The 17,047-nt window shown below is 64.6% G+C and carries 17 protein-coding genes; 6 read left to right on the top strand and 11 right to left on the bottom strand.

What is annotated here, in order from left to right; translation table 11 throughout:
- Nucleotides 1-1,273, top strand: a 1,273-nt coding sequence (locus tag PMI42_RS09050) for an ABC transporter substrate-binding protein (RefSeq protein WP_008132825.1), incomplete at its 5' end; no start/stop codon positions are given.
- Between the two features lie 102 nt (nucleotides 1,274-1,375).
- On the opposite strand, the gene PMI42_RS09045 is transcribed toward PMI42_RS09050, so the two are convergent.
- From PMI42_RS09045 to PMI42_RS09005, 9 genes are all read right to left on the bottom strand, one after another.
- Complete coding sequence (locus tag PMI42_RS09045) at nucleotides 1,376-2,545, bottom strand: Gfo/Idh/MocA family protein (protein WP_008132823.1); 1,170 nt, start codon at nucleotides 2,543-2,545, stop codon at nucleotides 1,376-1,378.
- A gap of 49 nt (nucleotides 2,546-2,594) precedes the next feature.
- On the bottom strand, nucleotides 2,595-2,891 hold the full coding sequence (locus PMI42_RS09040; RefSeq protein WP_008132820.1) for a septal ring lytic transglycosylase RlpA family protein: 297 nt from the start codon (nucleotides 2,889-2,891) through the stop codon (nucleotides 2,595-2,597).
- Nucleotides 2,892-2,996: 105 nt separating this feature from the next.
- The gene (locus tag PMI42_RS09035) at nucleotides 2,997-3,842 is read right to left on the bottom strand and encodes a CmcJ/NvfI family oxidoreductase (protein ID WP_008132818.1); all 846 of its coding nucleotides are present in this window, start codon (nucleotides 3,840-3,842) and stop codon (nucleotides 2,997-2,999) included.
- A gap of 330 nt (nucleotides 3,843-4,172) precedes the next feature.
- Entirely contained in the window at nucleotides 4,173-5,111 is a 939-nt protein-coding gene (locus PMI42_RS09030) for an ABC transporter substrate-binding protein (protein ID WP_008132815.1), read from the bottom strand.
- Nucleotides 5,108-6,202, bottom strand: coding sequence for an LLM class flavin-dependent oxidoreductase (locus tag PMI42_RS09025; RefSeq protein ID WP_008132813.1), 1,095 nt, complete (start codon nucleotides 6,200-6,202; stop codon nucleotides 5,108-5,110). Before PMI42_RS09025 ends, PMI42_RS09030 begins: the two co-directional genes overlap by 4 nt.
- A 24-nt stretch (nucleotides 6,203-6,226) precedes the next feature.
- Nucleotides 6,227-7,399, bottom strand: a complete 1,173-nt coding sequence (locus tag PMI42_RS09020) for an acyl-CoA dehydrogenase family protein (protein ID WP_008132811.1) — start codon at nucleotides 7,397-7,399, stop codon at nucleotides 6,227-6,229.
- Complete coding sequence (locus PMI42_RS09015) at nucleotides 7,393-8,193, bottom strand: ABC transporter ATP-binding protein (RefSeq protein ID WP_008132809.1); 801 nt, start codon at nucleotides 8,191-8,193, stop codon at nucleotides 7,393-7,395. Before PMI42_RS09015 ends, PMI42_RS09020 begins: the two co-directional genes overlap by 7 nt.
- Entirely contained in the window at nucleotides 8,187-9,209 is a 1,023-nt protein-coding gene (locus tag PMI42_RS09010; protein ID WP_008132806.1) for an ABC transporter permease, read from the bottom strand. Before PMI42_RS09010 ends, PMI42_RS09015 begins: the two co-directional genes overlap by 7 nt.
- A complete protein-coding gene (locus PMI42_RS09005; RefSeq protein ID WP_008132804.1) occupies nucleotides 9,187-10,290 on the bottom strand; it encodes an ABC transporter substrate-binding protein in 1,104 nt (367 codons plus the stop codon). The genes PMI42_RS09010 and PMI42_RS09005 overlap by 23 nt, the downstream gene beginning before the upstream one ends.
- Before the next feature lie 475 nt (nucleotides 10,291-10,765).
- Between PMI42_RS09005 and PMI42_RS09000 the strand changes: the two genes are divergently transcribed.
- Nucleotides 10,766-11,746 (top strand): ABC transporter substrate-binding protein, encoded by a 981-nt coding sequence (locus tag PMI42_RS09000; protein ID WP_008132803.1) that lies wholly within the window; start codon nucleotides 10,766-10,768, stop codon nucleotides 11,744-11,746.
- A 171-nt stretch (nucleotides 11,747-11,917) separates the two neighbouring features.
- Complete coding sequence (locus PMI42_RS39020; RefSeq protein WP_157195730.1) at nucleotides 11,918-12,055, top strand: hypothetical protein; 138 nt, start codon at nucleotides 11,918-11,920, stop codon at nucleotides 12,053-12,055.
- A gap of 12 nt (nucleotides 12,056-12,067) precedes the next feature.
- Here PMI42_RS39020 and PMI42_RS08995 read toward each other — a convergent pair whose 3' ends face one another.
- Nucleotides 12,068-12,514 carry a hypothetical protein gene (locus tag PMI42_RS08995; protein WP_008132800.1) on the bottom strand — a complete coding sequence of 149 codons (447 nt, stop codon included), beginning with the start codon at nucleotides 12,512-12,514 and terminating at the stop codon, nucleotides 12,068-12,070.
- A gap of 371 nt (nucleotides 12,515-12,885) precedes the next feature.
- Here PMI42_RS08995 and glgC point away from each other — a divergent pair, with 371 nt between their 5' ends.
- The 3 genes from glgC (at nucleotide 12,886) to PMI42_RS08980 (ending at nucleotide 16,292) form a co-directional block, all read left to right on the top strand.
- A complete protein-coding gene (gene glgC, locus PMI42_RS08990; protein ID WP_008132798.1) occupies nucleotides 12,886-14,148 on the top strand; it encodes a glucose-1-phosphate adenylyltransferase in 1,263 nt (420 codons plus the stop codon).
- Complete coding sequence (glgA, locus tag PMI42_RS08985; protein ID WP_008132796.1) at nucleotides 14,145-15,593, top strand: glycogen synthase GlgA; 1,449 nt, start codon at nucleotides 14,145-14,147, stop codon at nucleotides 15,591-15,593. The genes glgC and glgA overlap by 4 nt, the downstream gene beginning before the upstream one ends.
- Nucleotides 15,594-15,683: 90 nt before the next feature.
- Nucleotides 15,684-16,292, top strand: coding sequence for an alpha/beta fold hydrolase (locus PMI42_RS08980; protein WP_008132795.1), 609 nt, complete (start codon nucleotides 15,684-15,686; stop codon nucleotides 16,290-16,292).
- A gap of 103 nt (nucleotides 16,293-16,395) precedes the next feature.
- Here the strand turns inward: PMI42_RS08980 and PMI42_RS08975 are convergent, their stop codons facing one another.
- The gene (locus tag PMI42_RS08975) at nucleotides 16,396-17,010 is read right to left on the bottom strand and encodes a TetR/AcrR family transcriptional regulator (RefSeq protein ID WP_157195729.1); all 615 of its coding nucleotides are present in this window, start codon (nucleotides 17,008-17,010) and stop codon (nucleotides 16,396-16,398) included.
- Between the last annotated feature and the right edge of the window lie 37 nt (nucleotides 17,011-17,047).

The raw sequence follows: 17,047 nt of genomic DNA, 5'->3' as shown, positions 1-17,047 counted from the left end.
GGCTGCCGCCGCCACACTCAGCCTCCATTGGACACGAGCCCAGGCGCAAGCCGAGACATTGCGCATCGGCCTGATCTACGACCTGACCGGCCCGTTCGCCGCCGGCGGCTCGGTCGCCTCCTCGGTCGGCGCGCAGATTGCCATCGACCTCGTCAACGAGAAGGGCGGCATCGGCGGCAAGACCAAGATCGTGCCGGTTGCGGCGGACTCCCAGAGCAAGGCGGATGTCGCGATCAACGAGGCCGAGCGGCTGATCAGCCAGGAAAAGATCGACATCATCAACGGCGTCTATTCCAGCGCGCACGCGGTGCCGATGGCGGCGAAGGTCGAGCAGCAGAAGAAGATCCTCTGGATCACGACCGCGGTCTCGACCGCCGTGTTCAAGGACAAGAACCTGCAATACGTGTTTCGCGCGCAGATCCATTCCGATCAGTACGGCCAGGCCTTTGCCGGCTTCATCGCCGAGCACGCCAAGACAAAACTCGGCATCGAGCCGGGCGAGGTCAAGGTCGCGTTGATCCACGAGGACGGCCCTTACGGCGTCGGCGTTGCCGCGGCCGACGAGGCCTATGCCAAGCAGGCCGGCATCCAGGTGGTGATGCGCGAGGGCTATTCGGCGTCCGCGCCGGACCTCTCGGTGCTCGTGACCAAGCTCAAGCGGGCCAAGGTCGACGTGATCTCGCATGCCGGCTACAATCCGGACATCACCCTGTTCCTGCGCCAGGCGCGCGAGAGCGGACTGCGCTTCAAGATGCTGTTCGGCGCCGGTGCCGGCTACAGCCAGCTCGACAAGCTGCGCGCGACCTTTGGCCCCGACATCGACAATTTCTGCAACATCGATCCGGTGCCGGCGCAGCTGCTCGATCCCGTAAAACTCGCGCCGGGAATCGGCGACCTGACCAAGACCATGGTCACGCGCTACCAGGCCAAGACCGGCGCCACCGACGTGCCGCCGCACTGCTCGATGGGTTTCAACCAGACCTGGCTGCTGCTCAACAACGTGCTGCCGGTCGCCAAGGAGAAATACGGCAGCTTCGAGCCCGAGGCGATCCGGAAAGCGGCGCTCGACGTCGACATTCCCGCCGGCGGCACCATCCAGGGCTATGGCGTGAAATTCTTCCCGCCGGGCACGCCGCTCTCCGGCCAGAACGAGCGCTCGACCCCGGTGGTGATGCAGAACGCCGGCGAGCACATCTCGGTGGTGTGGCCGACCAACATTCGCACCCAGGACCCGGTGTTTCCGCTGCCGAAGGGATCGACATACGGGACGTGAGGTTCTTCGCCTCTCACCGTCCCCGTGGAGAGTCCCCCTCACCCCAACCCTCTCCCCGCAAGCGGGGCGAGGGAGCACAGTCCCGTCGCGGTGAGCATCCCCCTACAACATCACCCGCCGGCCCTCCTCCGCGGCCCAATAGCCGGCGTAATTCACCTTGATCGTCTCATACGCCAGCGCGAGATCCGACAGCGGCTGCCGCCCCGTCACGGCGCATTCCATGAAGTCCTGGATCTCCTGGAGATAGCCGCGCGTCCATTCCTCCTCGAGGCAGACATATTGCCAGCCGGTTTTGCGGTCGACCTTTTCGGTGATGTAGACCGAAGCGAGCTTCTCCTCGGAGGTCTGATAGCTCATCAGATGATTGTTCGGCGTGATGTTGGCGAACAGCGAACCGCCGGACGTATAGGTCTCGACCAGGTTGCGCACGCCGCCCATGATCATGTCGCCGGAGAACACGGTCGCCTTGGTGCCGTCGGAAAACGTCGCAGTGAGCGTGCCCCAGTCCTCGACATCAACGGGATTGGCCCTGATGTAGCTGCGCTCTTCGGGCCTCAGGCTTGCCGTAACGTTGCCGACATCGCCGGTGACGCTGACAACGCGGATGGTCTCGCCGCGCGCTCTCGCCTCGACCTGCTTGAGATACAGCACGGCCGAGAGCGGATGGCAGCCCATGCGGATCAGCGAGCCGCCGCCGGTCATCGCCCATTGCGCGGCATGGGCTGCGTGCGAGCCGGAATGGCTCTCCTCGCCCTTCATGAACAGGATCTTGTCTTTAGTCGCCTTGATGATCTCCGCGGTCTTGGTCACCGCAGGCGCATAGATCCAGTCCTCGGCATACATGAAGAGCTTTCCGGTGCGCTCGATCGCGGCGCGCGTGGCGTCCATCTCCTCCAGCACGCGCTCATACATCAGCGCCTTCGGCACGTGCCTGCCGATCGGCTGCGCATCGCCCTCGCGGCCGAAATAGCCGGCGAAGGGCTTTTCGCAGATCACATGCTTGCCCGCCTGCATGCTCGCGACGATCATTTCGGCGTGGAGATTGGGCGGGGTGCAAATGTCGACGACGTCGATATCAGCGTCCGCAATCAATTCGGCGAAGCTGCGATAGACGCGCGGAATATTGTGATGCTGCGCGAACGCGACGACCTTGTCGCCGCGCGCGGCCACCGCCGCGACCTCGACGTCTACGCCATAGACGCGCCGGAACGCATACATATGCAGCTCCGACACGAAGCCGCAGCCGACGAGTCCAACCCTGATCCTGGCCATAGCGCCCCCTCACCCCTGCTTTGAGCGGCACTATAACGCGCCTGAAGGCCTATTCCACCGAGACCCGCACCACGCCGGCGCTCATCATGCCCAGCGCGCGGGCGGCGGGCACCGAGAGGTCGACGATCCGGCCGCGAATGAAGGGGCCGCGATCATTGACGCGGCATTGAATCGTGCGACCGCCATAAGACACCGTGAGCACGCTGCCGAACGGGCGCGTCCGGTGGGCGCAGGTCAGTTCGGCGCCCTTGCCTTTTCCGTATCCGTAATATGAGGCAAGCCCGCTTTCAGCGTGCGCCAGAGAAAATGTGGCCAGACAAAATAATAAAGTCGTCAGCGCTCGCACGGCACCGCTCCCCGGTTGGCCCTGCCCCGCGCTGCAAACGTCGCATTGTTCCCTGAAGTTCCGGGAACACTGCCGGGCGATGCCCGGCAGTGCCATCACACATTGTTACTGTTTGTGGAACACCAGCGTCCGCACCTCGATGCTCTCGCGTGGCGCGGCATCAGCCGGCGTGGTCGGATCAACGAAGGCGGTGTGCGGTCCGAAGCGGGTGCGGCCGTCGGTTGCCGAGTCGTAGCACTTGAGCAGCAGCGCCTCGTCCGCGGTCATCTCGGGGAAATAGAACCAGCGATGGTTCGGACTGTATTTCACCGAATAGGTCTCGCCGCGGCGGTTGGGATAGATCAGGTCGGAGGCAATGAGATCCTCCGGCGCCACCGTCGTGCCGTCGGCCATCGCCAGCGGTGAATCGCGCAAGGGACCGCGGATCGGCCGCCAGAGATTGATCACCTGCACGCGCCCCTTCAGCAGTTCGTCGGCCTCGTCAGGCAGATGCTCGCGCACGCGGTTGGCGCCCGAGACGGCGGTCTGGTCGACATGGACGCGCGTCGCCGGCTGGCGCGGGCCGCCGTCGCGGATATCGGGTGCACCTTCGACACGCCTGCGCACGGTATGATCGAAAATGAAGACGCGATCGCCCTTCAGCGTCGCACGCAGGAAGGCCTCGACGGCGGGATAGTAGACCTTCCTCACCTCGTCGTCGTTGTAGAAGTCCTTTACTTGGTTCGGATGGCGCACCAGCGCAAAGCCCTCGCGATCGAGCGAGAAATTGTTCGCGATCAACCGCGCATCGAAGATCGGCACCTGGTGCGGCTCCGGCAGCGACGTACTCTTGGGCTCGCCGGGCGGCGGATCGAAGGCATAGGTGCGTGGCTTGCCTGTAACAGGCGCGAGATAGTTGAGTTCAGCGGTGACGAAGGGAAGCGATTCGATTTTTGTTTCTTGCAGGCCCATGGCCGGTCTCCCGATGTGGTCGTCGAATTGATTTTTGACGGGATGCGGCGTGCTGCAAGGGGTGCGATGCAAATAGCAACGAGGGTGTTGCCGGCGGCATGGAACGCAGAAGGATTATTTTGAAAATAGTGCTACGCGCACGAATCCCCTTCTCCCCTTGCGGGAGAAGGTGGCGCCAAGCGCCGGATGAGGGGTATCTATCGGCAAGTTCAATAGCGAGTGATGAGTGCGCGGAGAGAACCCTTCACCCGTCTCGCCGCTGACGCGGCGAGCCACCCTCTCCCACAAGGGGAGAGGGGAAGAAGCAGCATACGGACCGCGCGAGCGTTGCTACAGCCCCGCCTTCGCGATCGCATCCGCAAAGGAGCGATCGACGATCTCGGCCGCATCGAGCTTCTGCTTGATCAGGCCCCAGCGAAAATAGAGATCGATGGTGCTCTGCTCGTCCGCGACGACGCCATCGTCGATCGGCGCGATGCGAATTCTTGCCCGCGACAACCAGTTGAGCGGCACGGCGGTCGGGATGTTCATCAGCTTGCCCCACGTTGCGGCATAGCTGTCGACGTTGCTCAGCGACCACGCGCGTGCCGCGGTAAGGCGCCGGACGAAGTCGGTCAGCTCCGGGCGCTTGTCGCGGATGGCATCGGGCCGCGCGACCTGGAAGCTCAACCCCGGCGTCAGGCCCTCGGAGGTAATGACACGGCGCGACCTGAACAGCACCTCTTCCTGGCTGACATAAGGCTCCCAGGTCGACCATGCATCGACCGAGCCTTGCGTATAGGCGATCTTGGCATCAGACGGTGCGAGGAACGCGATCTGCACGTCTGACGCGGACCAGCCATTCTTCTCGAGCGCGGCGAGGATCAGCTGATGGCCGATCGAGCCGCGGCCGGTCGCAATCTTCTTGCCGCGCAGATCGGCAAAGCTCTTGATCGGCGAATTCTCGGGCACGAGGATCGCGAGCCCCTCGCGGGTCTGGCGGATCGCGGCGATCGCCTTCACCGGCGCGCCGGAGGCGGCGGCAAAGGTGAAGGGCGCGTCCCCGACGAGCCCGGTCTCGATCGCCCCGGCGCTCAGCGCCTCCAGCAGCGGGGCAGCCGCCGGAAACTCCTTCCACTCGATCTTGTAGGGAATGTCCTTGAGCACGCCGGCCGCTTCCATCACCGCCTGCGAATTGCCCTTCTGGTCACCGACGCGCAGCGTGGTTTGCGCTGCCACGAGTTCGAGCGAACCGAACAGCAGCGCGCCGGCCAGCACGAGGCGGATCATTCCGCCGCCTCGCCGCGAACGGCCTGACGCTTCGCGATCAGCTCACGTGTCAGCGGGATCAGCTCGCGGCCGTAGTCGATGGCGTCGGGCAGCGGATCGAAGCCGCGGATCAGGAAGTGGCTGACGCCGAGGTCGTAATAGTCGGCAAAGACTTCGGCGACCTGCTCGGACGTGCCGACCAAAGCGGTGGTGTTGCTGTTGGCGCCGGTGAGCTTTGCGATCTCGGTCCACAGCCGCTTGTCGATGCGGCTGCCCTGGTCGGCCAGCGCCAGCAGGCGCTTGGCGCCATCGGTGGCATGATTGGGCCGGCGGTAGCCGGTCTGGTCCTGAAGCGCGGTGGCCCGTTCGAGAATTGCCTCGGCCTTCTGCCAGGCCTGCTCCTCGGTATCGGCAAGGATCGGCCGCACCGACAGGCTGAAGCGCGGGCTCGGCCGCCCGTACTTCGCTGCCGCGGCGCGCACCCGCGCAGTGACGTCGCGCACCTGCGCGTAGGATTCACCCCACAGCGCGAAGGTGTCGGCATGCTTGCCCGAGACCTCGATCGCAGCATCGGAGCCACCGCCGACGAAGGTGTAGATGCCGCCCTTCTGCAGCGGCTTCACCTGCGAAAAGCCGTTCTCGACGTTGTAGTACTTGCCGCTGTAGTTGAACGGTTTTTCGCTGGTCCATTCCAGCCGCACGACGTCGAGGAATTCGCTGGTGCGGGCGTAGCGCTCGTCCTTGTCGTCGAGCGTGTTGCCGTCCTGCCTGAGCTCGATGGCGTTGCCGCCGGTGATGACGTGCAGCGAGACGCGGCCTTCATAAAGCTGGTCCAGCGTGGCGAGCTGGCGCGCCAAGAGCGTCGGCGCGGTGAAGCCGGGGCGCTGCGCGATCATCACCTTGAGCTTTTTGGTGATGGTCAGCACATGCTGGGCGATCTGGAGCGCATCCGGCGTGGTCGAATGGAACGCCAGCAGCGCGCGGTCGAAACCGGCGAGCTCATGGGCCTTCGCCACCGTCTCGATATAGTTGGGATCGAGCACCGGCCCCTGGCGCACGATGGTCTCGGAAGCATTGCTGTTGGCGATAAAGCCGATGAACTCGACCGACATCGGGAACTCCTTGCAAGTGATGAGCTAGACGCCCAGCGCAGCGCGCCCGGCAGTGATCTTGGTGGTGTCGTCCTGGGGGGTGTGGACGCGGCCGCAGAGCACGTCGCGGTAATGCCGCTCCAGCGGATTTTTGCGCGACAGACCGTGATTGCTGGTCAGCGACAAGGCGTCCTCCACGGCGGCTACGGCGTTATTGGTCACCGTCAGCTTGACGATGTTGGACTCGATCGCGCCGAGCTGCAAGCCGTCGTCGAAATCAGAGGCGAAACTGTCGATCAAACGTGCGTTGACCGCGAGCCGCGCCTCGATGCCGCCGAGCATCTCCTGCGCGCGCGGCAAGGTCGCCAGCGGCGCGCCGAGACTGGCCGGCGCCCGCGTCTTCAGGAAAGTGACCAGCCAGTCCCGCGCGGCACGGGCGATGCCGTCATAGATCGCGGCGACGAAGATGGTATGGACGGTCGACTGGGTCGGATCCGGCGCGCGCCAATCCGCGGGCTTGCGGACATCGACCTCGGCGTCGAGCGGGATGACGACGTCGTCGAAGATGACGTCGTGGCTGCCGCTGGCGCGCAGGCCGTGATGATCCCAGGTCTCGACGATGCGCGTGCCCGGCAGGCCCGCCGGAACCAGGAACTGGCCGACGCGCGGCTCGGCCTCGTCGGTGCGGGCCCAGACCAGATACCATTTCAGGATCGGCGCCCCCGTCGAATAGACCTTGTGGCCGGAGAGGCGCCAGCCGGTCTCGGTGCAGCGCGCGATGGTTGCCGGCAGGCCGCCACGGGTGGGCGAGCCGAGCTCGGGCTCGACGCGCAGCGCATTGATCAGCGCGAGACCCTCGACGGTCTCGTGGGCAAGCTTGCGCGACAGCCGCACCGGCCAGGTCGGGCTTCGCGCCATCACCAGATGATTGATGTAGTGCATCGACAACACCAGGGCCGTCGACGAGCAGGCCTTGCCGATGATGCCGAGGACACGTGCCGCGTATCGCGCGCCCGCACCGGCCCCGGCGAAGGCGGCCGGCACCGTCAGCGACAGCAGGCCTGCCTCGGAGAGCTCGCGAAAGTTCTCGAACGGGAAGCTTCCGGTGCGATCGTGCTCCGTCGCGCGTGCGGCAAAGCCTTCGGTCAGCGCTTCCGCGCGTGCGATGTAGTCGGGCTCGCTATGGGCCGTGCGGCCCTTGGCTGCAGAAGTCACCATGTGGCGTCTAGCCCCAGAAGGCCGAGGATCTGGCGGCGCAGATCCCCAAGATATGGATCGCCGCGATGGCGCGGATAGGGACGGTCGACGCGGATGTCGGCCTTCACGCGCGCGGGGCGGTCGCTGAACACGATGACGCGGTTGGCGAGCACCAGCGCTTCCTCGGCATCATGCGTCACCAGCAGCGTGGTAAATCCCTTGCGCTGCCACAGCGAGACGAGTTCGGCCTGCATGGTGATGCGGGTGAGCGAGTCGAGCTTTCCCAAGGGCTCGTCGAGGATCAGGATCTTGGGGTCGTTGACCAGCGCCCGCGCCAGCGCGACGCGCTGCGCCATGCCGCCGGAGAGCTGGTGCGGATAGACATTGCGGAACGACGCAAGACCGACCAGATCGAGCGCGTTATCGACCCGCTGACGCTGGCTCTTCAAAATACCCTGTGCTTCCAGCCCCAGCGCGACATTGTCCCAGACCGACCGCCAGGGAAACAGGGTCGGATCCTGGAACACGACGACGCGGGACGGATGCGGCCGGGTGATGCGCGCCTCGTCCTCGCGCAGCGTCCCCGCCTTGGGCTTGTCGAGGCCGGCGACCAGCCGCAGCAAGGTCGACTTGCCGCAACCGGAGGGGCCAAGCAGCGCGACGAATTCGCCGGGCTCCACCGCGATGCTGACGTCGCTGAGCACTGGCAGTTCAGTGCCGTCGATGTCGAAGGCGTGGCTGACCTGCTCGATATCGAGCGCGGCGCCGGCAGACGGATGAGCGTCGATTTCAGCCAGTGGAGTTGTGGCTACCATTTCACGGTTCCCTTCTGCCAGACCAGCAGGCGGTCGCGGATCGAAAACAGCAGCGTGATCGCGCCGGAGCAGAGCAGCGACATCACGATCAGCGCCGCATACATGTTGGCGTAGGCCGCCCAGCCCTGCGCCCATTGCAGATACCAGCCGAGCCCCGCCTTGACGCCGATCATCTCGGCGACGACAAGCACGGCGAAGGACGAGCCGAGCCCCATGAACAGGCCGACGAACACATGAGGCAGCGCCGCGGGGATCGCGACCTTCAGCACCAGGAAGGACGGCCTTGCGCCCAGCGTGCGCGCGACGTCGTAATAGGCATTGCTGACGCTCGCGACACCGGACCAGGTCAGCACGGTGACGGGGAATCCGGTTGCGAGCGCAATCAGGAAGGTCGAAGCGCTCCAGCTCGACGGGAAGGTGAAGAAGGCGATCGGCAGCCAGGCCGTCGCCGGCAGCGGGCCGATGAAGCGCAGCACCGGATGCGCCCAATAGCCGACCGCACGCGACCAGCCGATCGAGACGCCGGTGACGAAGCCGAGGGTGGCGCCGATCAGATAGCCGCCGAGCTGAAGTTTGACCGAAGCAAAGACGCTGTCGAGCAGCTTTGGCAGATCGTCGGTATAGACCTCGATGATCGACTGCGGCGGCGGAAAGAACGGCAGCGGCAGCCAGGCGAATTTCGCGGTGGCGACCTCCCATAAGGTCAGGAACACGCCGAGCGCGACCAGCCACGGCGCGCGCTTGTGCAGCGCCTTTCCCGGCGAGCCGAGATAGTCGGCACCCACAGTCCCGAACAAGGCGATCGCAGCGATGATGAACGCAGCGATGCCGAGCGAATGGGTCCGCGACCAGTCGCCGACATCCTCCCACCACAGGCAGGAGACACCAAAGGCAATCCAGGCGATGCTGGCGAGCACGCCAACGCCGGACTCCCGGAGCCAGGTCGCAAGGACCGGCGCGCGGGAGGCCCGCGGCGCACCGGAGGCGAGGCCGTCAGACAGCGAATACGTCGACATAGATGCGCTCCGCGAATTTGGCGGTATCGGTGCTCTGCTTGAAGACCTGCACGCTCTTGAGATCGTCGGCATAGGCCTTCAGCTCGCGCTTCAGGATTTCACCGACGGGATGATGATGGTGGGTGTGGTAGCGCACCATGCCCTCGATATCGGCGATGCTCGCCGTCTTCGGCGCGTAGGGCTGGAACGATTTTGCCGTCACGGCCGGATTCTGCGCGGTGAACATCGCGGCATCGAGCAGCGCCTGCGTCAGGGCACGGGCGACTTGCGGTTCTTCACGCACGAGCGAGCCGCGCAGGCCGAGGATGCAGCAGCTCTTGTCGCGATATTCGCCATCGAGATTGGAGGCGACTTCCTTGTACTTGATATCCTTGAGCCAGAGATAGCCGAGCGGATCGGACGACAGGAACGCCTGCACCTCGCCCTTCTCGACGGCGACGTTGAGAAGGTTGCCGGGATAAGCGCGCCAGTCGACGTCCTTGTTGGGATCGATGCCGAGCTTGGCGAGCTGAATGGAGAAGAAGTTCTTGTCGGGGCCACCGAGATCGCCGACCGCGACGATCTTGCCCTTGAGGTCGGCGAGCTTGCTCACGTTGGAGTCGGCGCGGGTCAGAACGCGCATGCAGCCGCCGTGGGTACCGGCGGCGATCTTGACGTCGAAGCCCTGCTCCAGCGGCTTGAGCCAGCGCAGCGCCATGCCGAGCCCGGCATCGCTCTTTCCCGTCGCGATCGCCTCCAGCAGCTGGTCGGTCGAGCCGGAATAGTTGATGAGCTCGACGTCGAGATTATGCTTCTGGAAGAAGCCGTGCTCGATGGCGACCGGCACCGGGGCAAGGCAGACCGCGCCGGCGTTCCACGACAGCTTGAGCTTGCGCGGGGCGCCCGTCAGCGCCGGTGTGTCCGATGCCGTCCGGCACAACGGGAACTCGGAGAGATTGACGCCGGGCGCGATCGCTTGCGGCGCGAAGGCTTGCGCCGCGCCAAAGGCACCGAGCGGCGCGGCGAAAGCGGCCGCCAACCCCGCCTGAAGCAGATGGCGCCGATCGAGACCCGATCCGCTCCGCTTGTTGTCGTCGTTCATCGGCCCGGGCTCCTGCGCTGGCACGGCTCCACCGTCTGCGCAACGGTTCGCGTTGCGCATGTTCCGTGCGGAGCTGCGTTGAGAGAAAATTGTTCCGTCGGCGTTTGTCGCGCCGCGTTGATGCGATGCGCAAATCATGCGGCGCGTTCCCCGCATCGTCAATGAAATGGAATTTCGAATGTGGCGCGAAGGAAAGTCATTCTCTCCATCAGCGCATGCGGGAACGATGCAACGATTTCCACCGCTGCATCGGCGGGCGGAGCGCGGCGCGGCTCCCTCCTCTGCATCATTCCTGCGCATCTGCGGCCGCACACACCGCACGTTCTCGAAAGCAGCGCTACGCTGAAACGTCATTGCCCGATGCGCGCGCAATACGGACAGCCATTTCATTGACTGCGTATCGCGCGGTCATAGACTTGATCGTCTCGCTGCATCGTTCGCTCACACGTCGTGAGCAAAGCAACAAGACAGGCCAATGAGCATCAACTCCCACGATCATCCCATCACACGCCGGCTCGCGGCATCGCTGCTCGCCGCCGCCGTCACGCTGTCGACGGCGGTCGCCGCGTTCGCGGCCGAAACCGTCGTGCTGCGCGTCGGCGACCAGAAAGGCGGCAACCGCTCGCTGCTTGAAATCTCCGGCTATGCGAAAGACCTGCCGTACAAGATCGAATGGTCGGAATTCCCCGCGGCGGCGCCGATCCTTGAAGCGCTCAACGCCGGCGCGCTCGACGTCGGCTACACCGGCGATCTCTCCTTCCTCTCGGTCTATGCGGCCGGCGCGCCGATCAAGGCGATCGGCGGCACGCGCTCGGATGCGAGGACGCAAGCGATCCTGGTGCGCCAGGATTCGCCGATCAGGTCGGCGGCCGATCTCAAGGGAAAACGCCTCGCCGGCACCCGCGGCGGCTGGGGCCAGTTCCTGATCGACGCGACGCTGGAGAAGGCGCAGATCAAGCTCGAGGACGCGACCTTCGCACCGCTCGGCCCGGTCGACGCCAAGATCGCGCTCGTCGCCGGCTCGATCGATGCCTGGGCGGTATGGGAGCCCTACGTCTCATTCGCGACGTTGAAGGACAAGGCGCGCGTGATCGCCGATGGTGAAGGCCTGACGCCGACCATCACCTTCATCGTCGCCTCCGACAGCGCCATCGCCACCAAGCGCGCCGCGGTGCAGGACCTCGTGCAGCGGCTGAACAAGGCGCGGCTGTGGTCGCTCGATCACCTCGGCGAATACGCAAAGAGCACGGCCGAACTGACAAAACTGCCGGAGGACGTGCTGCTGTCGGCCTACACCGCGCAGCGCACCAGCCCGATCCTGATCGACGAGAACGTGGTGAAGGAGATCCAGGCCGCCTCGGACCGCTCGACGCGCTACGGCATCCTGCCGAAGACGCTCGACGTCAGCAAAGCCGTCGACCGCAGCTTCACCGCTGCGGCCGCGGGATCGAATTAGGCAAGATGAGTCTCCGATGGGAACCGCAAGCTCGCTCAACCTCTCCCGCTTGCGGGAGAGGTCGCGCCGGAGGCGCGGGTGAGGGCTTTCTCCTCCAGGGGATTATCCCCTTGCAGAAGCACCCTCTCCCCAGCCCTCCCCCGCAAGCGGGGGAGGGAGCGCACTGTGTTCGTGGCAACTGACGAATCCAACACCGCGAAGGACGGCGGGATGCGCAGGCTTCGCCTCAAGGCCGGCCCGCTGCATCTCGCCGCGATCGTGCTCGCGCATTTCGCCTGCATGAGCCTGATCGTGTGGCTCTCGCTTTAGCCGCGCGACGACTTACCAGTAACCGCGATAATAGGGGCGCGCATAGGGCCGGTAGTAGCCGTAGCGAGGGCCGTAATAGGGGCGATAGGCGCGATAGCCGTAATAGCGGGGACGCGCGTAATAGCCGCCATACCCATAGCTCGGCCCATAGCCGTAATAGGCCGGCGCATAACCGTAGCCGTAGCCCGGGCCATAGCCGCCGTAATACGGGCCACCGCCGTAGTAACCATAGGGCGAGCTGCTGGCGATGGCGCCGCCGATGATTGCACCGGCGAGGAGGCCGCCTCCGCCCCATCCCCAGCCTCGGCCGCGCCAATGGACCTGCGTGACGTCGTCGCCGGCCGCGGCCTTCATGGTCGCGACGTTGGTCGGCAGCGGGGCCGCCGCCGCCTGCTCGATTTGTCCGGCCATCACCGCGCCCGCCAGCGAACAGGCAATTGCCGCTTTCCATGTAACCATCGACTTGCTCCCTGTCTGACATTTCATCTGGGAAAGGATCGCATGGCCATGATCGGGCATCCGTGCGTCAAGTCAAAGCCTCCGAAAGTCACAGCTCCGATTGCGTGCACCGCACAAGAGAGCCCGCAATAACCTGCATCCGGATGCCTCAATTGTGGTCAAGCCACCGCCGGCGCCCGCGCGGATATGACACCCGCGCGACGGAGCCGGGAGGCGGAGAGACCACGGAAAGCATTAAGCTTCCCGCGCGTTCGCAACCAACAACCACCTTCCCGATTGACTATTCGTACCGTTACTATCGGTTCCAATGGTGCGCAGCCGAGAGGCATCTTGCGAAGGCCTTGGCTTGCGCCAGAAAGTGGGAGGATGACATGAGTGCCGCCGGAAATGAGCCGCTTGCCCGCCAGGCCCTGGCGTTCGTCCTGGCTGGCGGACGCGGCAGCCGGCTGCTGGAGTTGACCGACCGGCGCGCCAAGCCCGCGGTCTATTTCGGCGGCAAATCCCGCATCATCGATTTCGCGCTGTCGAACGCCGTGAACTCCGGCATCCGCCGTATCGCGGTTGCAACCCAGTACAAGGCGCACAGCCTGATCCGGCATCTTCAGATGGGCTGGAACTTCTTCCGCCCGGAACGCAACGAGAGCTTCGACATCCTCCCCGCGAGCCAGCGCGTATCGGAGAGCATGTGGTATGTCGGCACGGCGGATGCCATCTACCAGAACATCGACATCATCGAGTCGCACAACGCCCGCTTCATCGTCGTGCTGGCCGGCGATCACATCTACAAGATGGACTACGAGGTGATGCTGCGGCAGCATGTCGACAGCGGCGCCGACGTCACCGTCGGCTGCCTCGAAATGCCGCGCGCCGAATCCTCCGGCTTCGGCATCATGCATATCGACGAGAACGGCTGGATCCAGGAGTTTCTGGAGAAGCCGAAAGATCCGCCGCCGATGCCGGGCAAGCCCGATGTCTCGCTCGCCAGCATGGGCATCTATGTGTTCGACTCGAAATTCCTGTTCGACCAGCTCAAGCGCGACGCCGAGGACCCGAACTCGAACCACGATTTCGGCAAGGACATCATTCCCTATATCGTCAAGAACGGCCGTGCCATCGCGCACCAATATTCGACCTCCTGCGTCCGCTCCGGTGACGACCCCCGCTCCTACTGGCGCGACGTCGGCACGGTCGATGCCTATTGGGCCGCCAATATCGACCTCACCGACGTCGTGCCGGAGCTCGATCTGTTCGACCGCGCCTGGCCGATCTGGTCCTACTCGGAGATCACGCCGCCCGCAAAATTCGTCCATGACGAGGAGAGCCGCCGCGGCCAGGCCGTGAGCTCGCTGGTCTCGGGCGGCTGCATCATCTCCGGCGCGTCGCTGCGTCGCTCGCTGCTGTTCACCGGCGTGCGCATCAACTCCTACGCCAATGTCGAGAACGCCGTGATCATGCCCTATGTCAATGTGGGGCGCGGCGCGCGGCTGAAGAACGTCGTGATCGACCGCGGCGTCGAGATCCCCGAGGGACTCGTCATCGGCGAGGATCCCGAGCTCGACGCCAAGCGCTTCCGCACCACCGAGCAGGGCATCTCGCTCATCACCCAGCCGATGATCGACAGGCTCAATACATGACGCCTGTTCGCGTCCTCGCGGTCGCCTCTGAAGTCTATCCCATCGTCAAGACCGGCGGCCTCGCGGATGTCGCAGGCGCCTTGCCGCTTGCGCTGAAGGCGCATGGCGTCGAAATGCGCACCTTGATGCCGGGCTATCCCGACGTGATGCGGCTGGTATCCGGCGCCGAGGAAGTCTGGCGCTGGCCGGATTATTTCGGCGGTCCCGGACGACTGCTCGCAGGCTCCCATGACGGCCTCGAACTGTTCGTGCTCGACGTGCCGCATCTCTACGCGCGGCCGGGCAATCCCTACGTCACCAATGACGGCGTCGACTGGCCGGACAACGGCGTGCGCTTTGCCGCGCTGTCGCGCGTCGCCGCCGATATCGGCCACGGCCTCGTTCCGGCCTTCGTGCCCGATGTCGTCCACGCCCATGACTGGCAGGCCGGCCTCGCGCCTGCTTACCTGCATTATGATGGTCGTCCGCGTCCTGCTACCGTGATAACCATTCACAACATGGCCTATCAGGGCAAGTTCGCTTCCGAGCTGATCGGTTCGATCGGCCTGCCCTGGAGTTCGTACGACGTCAGCGGCCTCGAATATTTCGGCGGCATCAGTTTTTTGAAGGCCGGCCTGCAATTCGCCGATCGCATCACCACGGTGTCGCCGACCTATGCGCATGAGATCCAGAGCGATGAAGGCGGCATGGGGTTTGGCGGTTTGCTGCGCGCTCGCTCCCATGTGCTCAGCGGCATCCTCAACGGCATCGACACCGAGGTGTGGAATCCGCAAACCGATCCGCACATAGCTTACCGGTTCGGCACGGACGACCTGACGTTCCGGGCCGCGAACAAGGCGGTGCTTCAGCAGCAGTTCAACCTCGATTCCTCGGATGAGGCACCGCTGCTCGGCGTCATCAGCCGCCTGTCCTGGCAGAAGGGGCTTGATCTTCTGCTCGAGGCCATTCCCACCATCCTGGCCGAAGGGATGCAGCTCGCGCTGCTCGGCAGCGGCGAGCGCGATCTTCAGGAGCGCTATCAGGCCGCCGCCCGCGCCAACCCCGGTCGCATCGGTGTCGTGATCGGCTATGACGAGATTCTGGCGCATCTGATCCAGGCCGGCTCCGACGCGCTGATCGTGCCATCTCGGTTCGAGCCGTGCGGCCTGACCCAGCTCTGCGCGCTGCGCTATGGCGCCGTGCCGATCGTCTCCCGGGTCGGCGGTCTCGAAGATACCATCGTCGATGTCGGCGAGGCCCGCCGCGATGCCACCGGCTTCAAGTTCGGCCCCGTCACGGCGGAGGCGCTCGCCTGGACATTGCGCAAGGCCAACACCGCCTTCCACAGCAAAGCGGCGTGGCGCCGGCTGCAATTGAACGGCCTTGCCACCGACGTCTCCTGGCGCAACCGCGCCGGCGACTACGCCGCGCTCTATCGCGGTCTCATGGCGTCGCGCCCGGTGTAAAGCGTGTTCGAGTGACGTGGATACCGGTTCGCGGATCAGCACCTGAACTAACGATGCAGAATGTTTCCGACCTGAAAGCCTGCGGTAACAATGCGTAAGATATTCTTTCTTCCCGGCGCCGGCGGTTCACCCGAATTTTGGCAACCAGTGGCCAGGCTCTTGCCGAATGAGCGTGACAAGGTGTTTTTCGGCTGGCCTGGCCTCGGCAACCAACCCCATGATCCCACGATCAACAGCATCGACGACCTCGTTCGGCTTGTCGAGGCAAGGCTTGATGAAAGGCTTGATGGTCCGGTCGATTTGGTGGCCCAGTCCATGGGCGGCGTCATCGCCGCCCGGATAGCTCTCAATAGACCGAAAATTGTCAATCGGCTCGTCCTGGCCGTCACGTCGGGAGGTGCAAGTATGGATCGATTTGGAGCCTCCGATTGGAGAGCGGAGTACCGCGGGCAATTTCCGCAAGCTGCCGACTGGATCATGGAGAGCAGCAGGTCGGCAGAGCTTCCTGTTGAGCTTATCGAGGCACCCACACTTCTCATTTGGGGGGATTCTGATCCGATTAGCCCGGTCACCGTTGGGCTCCATCTCGAGAGTCGCATGCCGAACGCCAAGCTGCATGTTGTTCGCGGTGGCGATCACGGTCTGGCCTCCAACAAGGCGGAAATCGTTGCCCCCCTCATTGCCCGCCATTTGAGCTAGAACCCGGGCAGTCCATGGATTCAACCGTCATTGGGGTCCAAAGATCGGGCCATTGCGCAAGGCTCTCGGGCGACGCGATGTCGCATGTTCGGATGTCGCCTGGTCATTCGTCGACGAGGTGGCGCGCGATCAACTTGACCACGAAATCGAGGAAGCCGCGATGGTCAAGCCCCCTTGGATCTTCGGATACGCTGGCCAGCAACGCGTCGCCCGACATCGCGGCATGCATGTGGGCCGCACTCAGGAGAGCAATGGCGTACTGGGTGTCGGAGAGCTTCGGCGCCGCTCGCCGGGTCTTTCGCGCCGCGTTGACCCTGGCGCGATGAACGCGCTCGACCAGCGCCTTGAGCATGCCTGATCCCTTTGGGCGCCAGCCGGCGAGGCTTAGCCAGAGGGCGAGCCGGGCTGCCCGTTCATCGGCATAGGCGCGCTGAAACAATCGGCCCAGGGCCGAGACGTCGATCTGATCCGGCGCCCAGCTTTCGATGATGGACTCGATATCGTCTACCAGGCGGCGTCCGATACGGCGCAGGAGGGCGTCCATCAAAGCTTCGCGCGTACGAAAATGGTAGTGAACGGCCGCATCCGTGATGCCCAGGTCTGTGGCGATGCGCTGGAAGCGCACGCCTTCGGGACCCTCGTCGTGCAATCGACGCTCAGCAGCATTGAGGATAGCGAGCTTCGCCGCTTGCGGCGTCAGACGTTTTCGCACGGCCATTGACATCTTCATCCTCGCACGTCTTACTTAGGATATC

It is taken from the genome of Bradyrhizobium sp. YR681, assembly GCF_000282615.1.
Lineage (GTDB): Bacteria > Pseudomonadota > Alphaproteobacteria > Rhizobiales > Xanthobacteraceae > Bradyrhizobium.
Note: the sequence above shows the minus strand (reverse complement) of the source record. Positions and strands in the feature narration are given on the sequence as shown.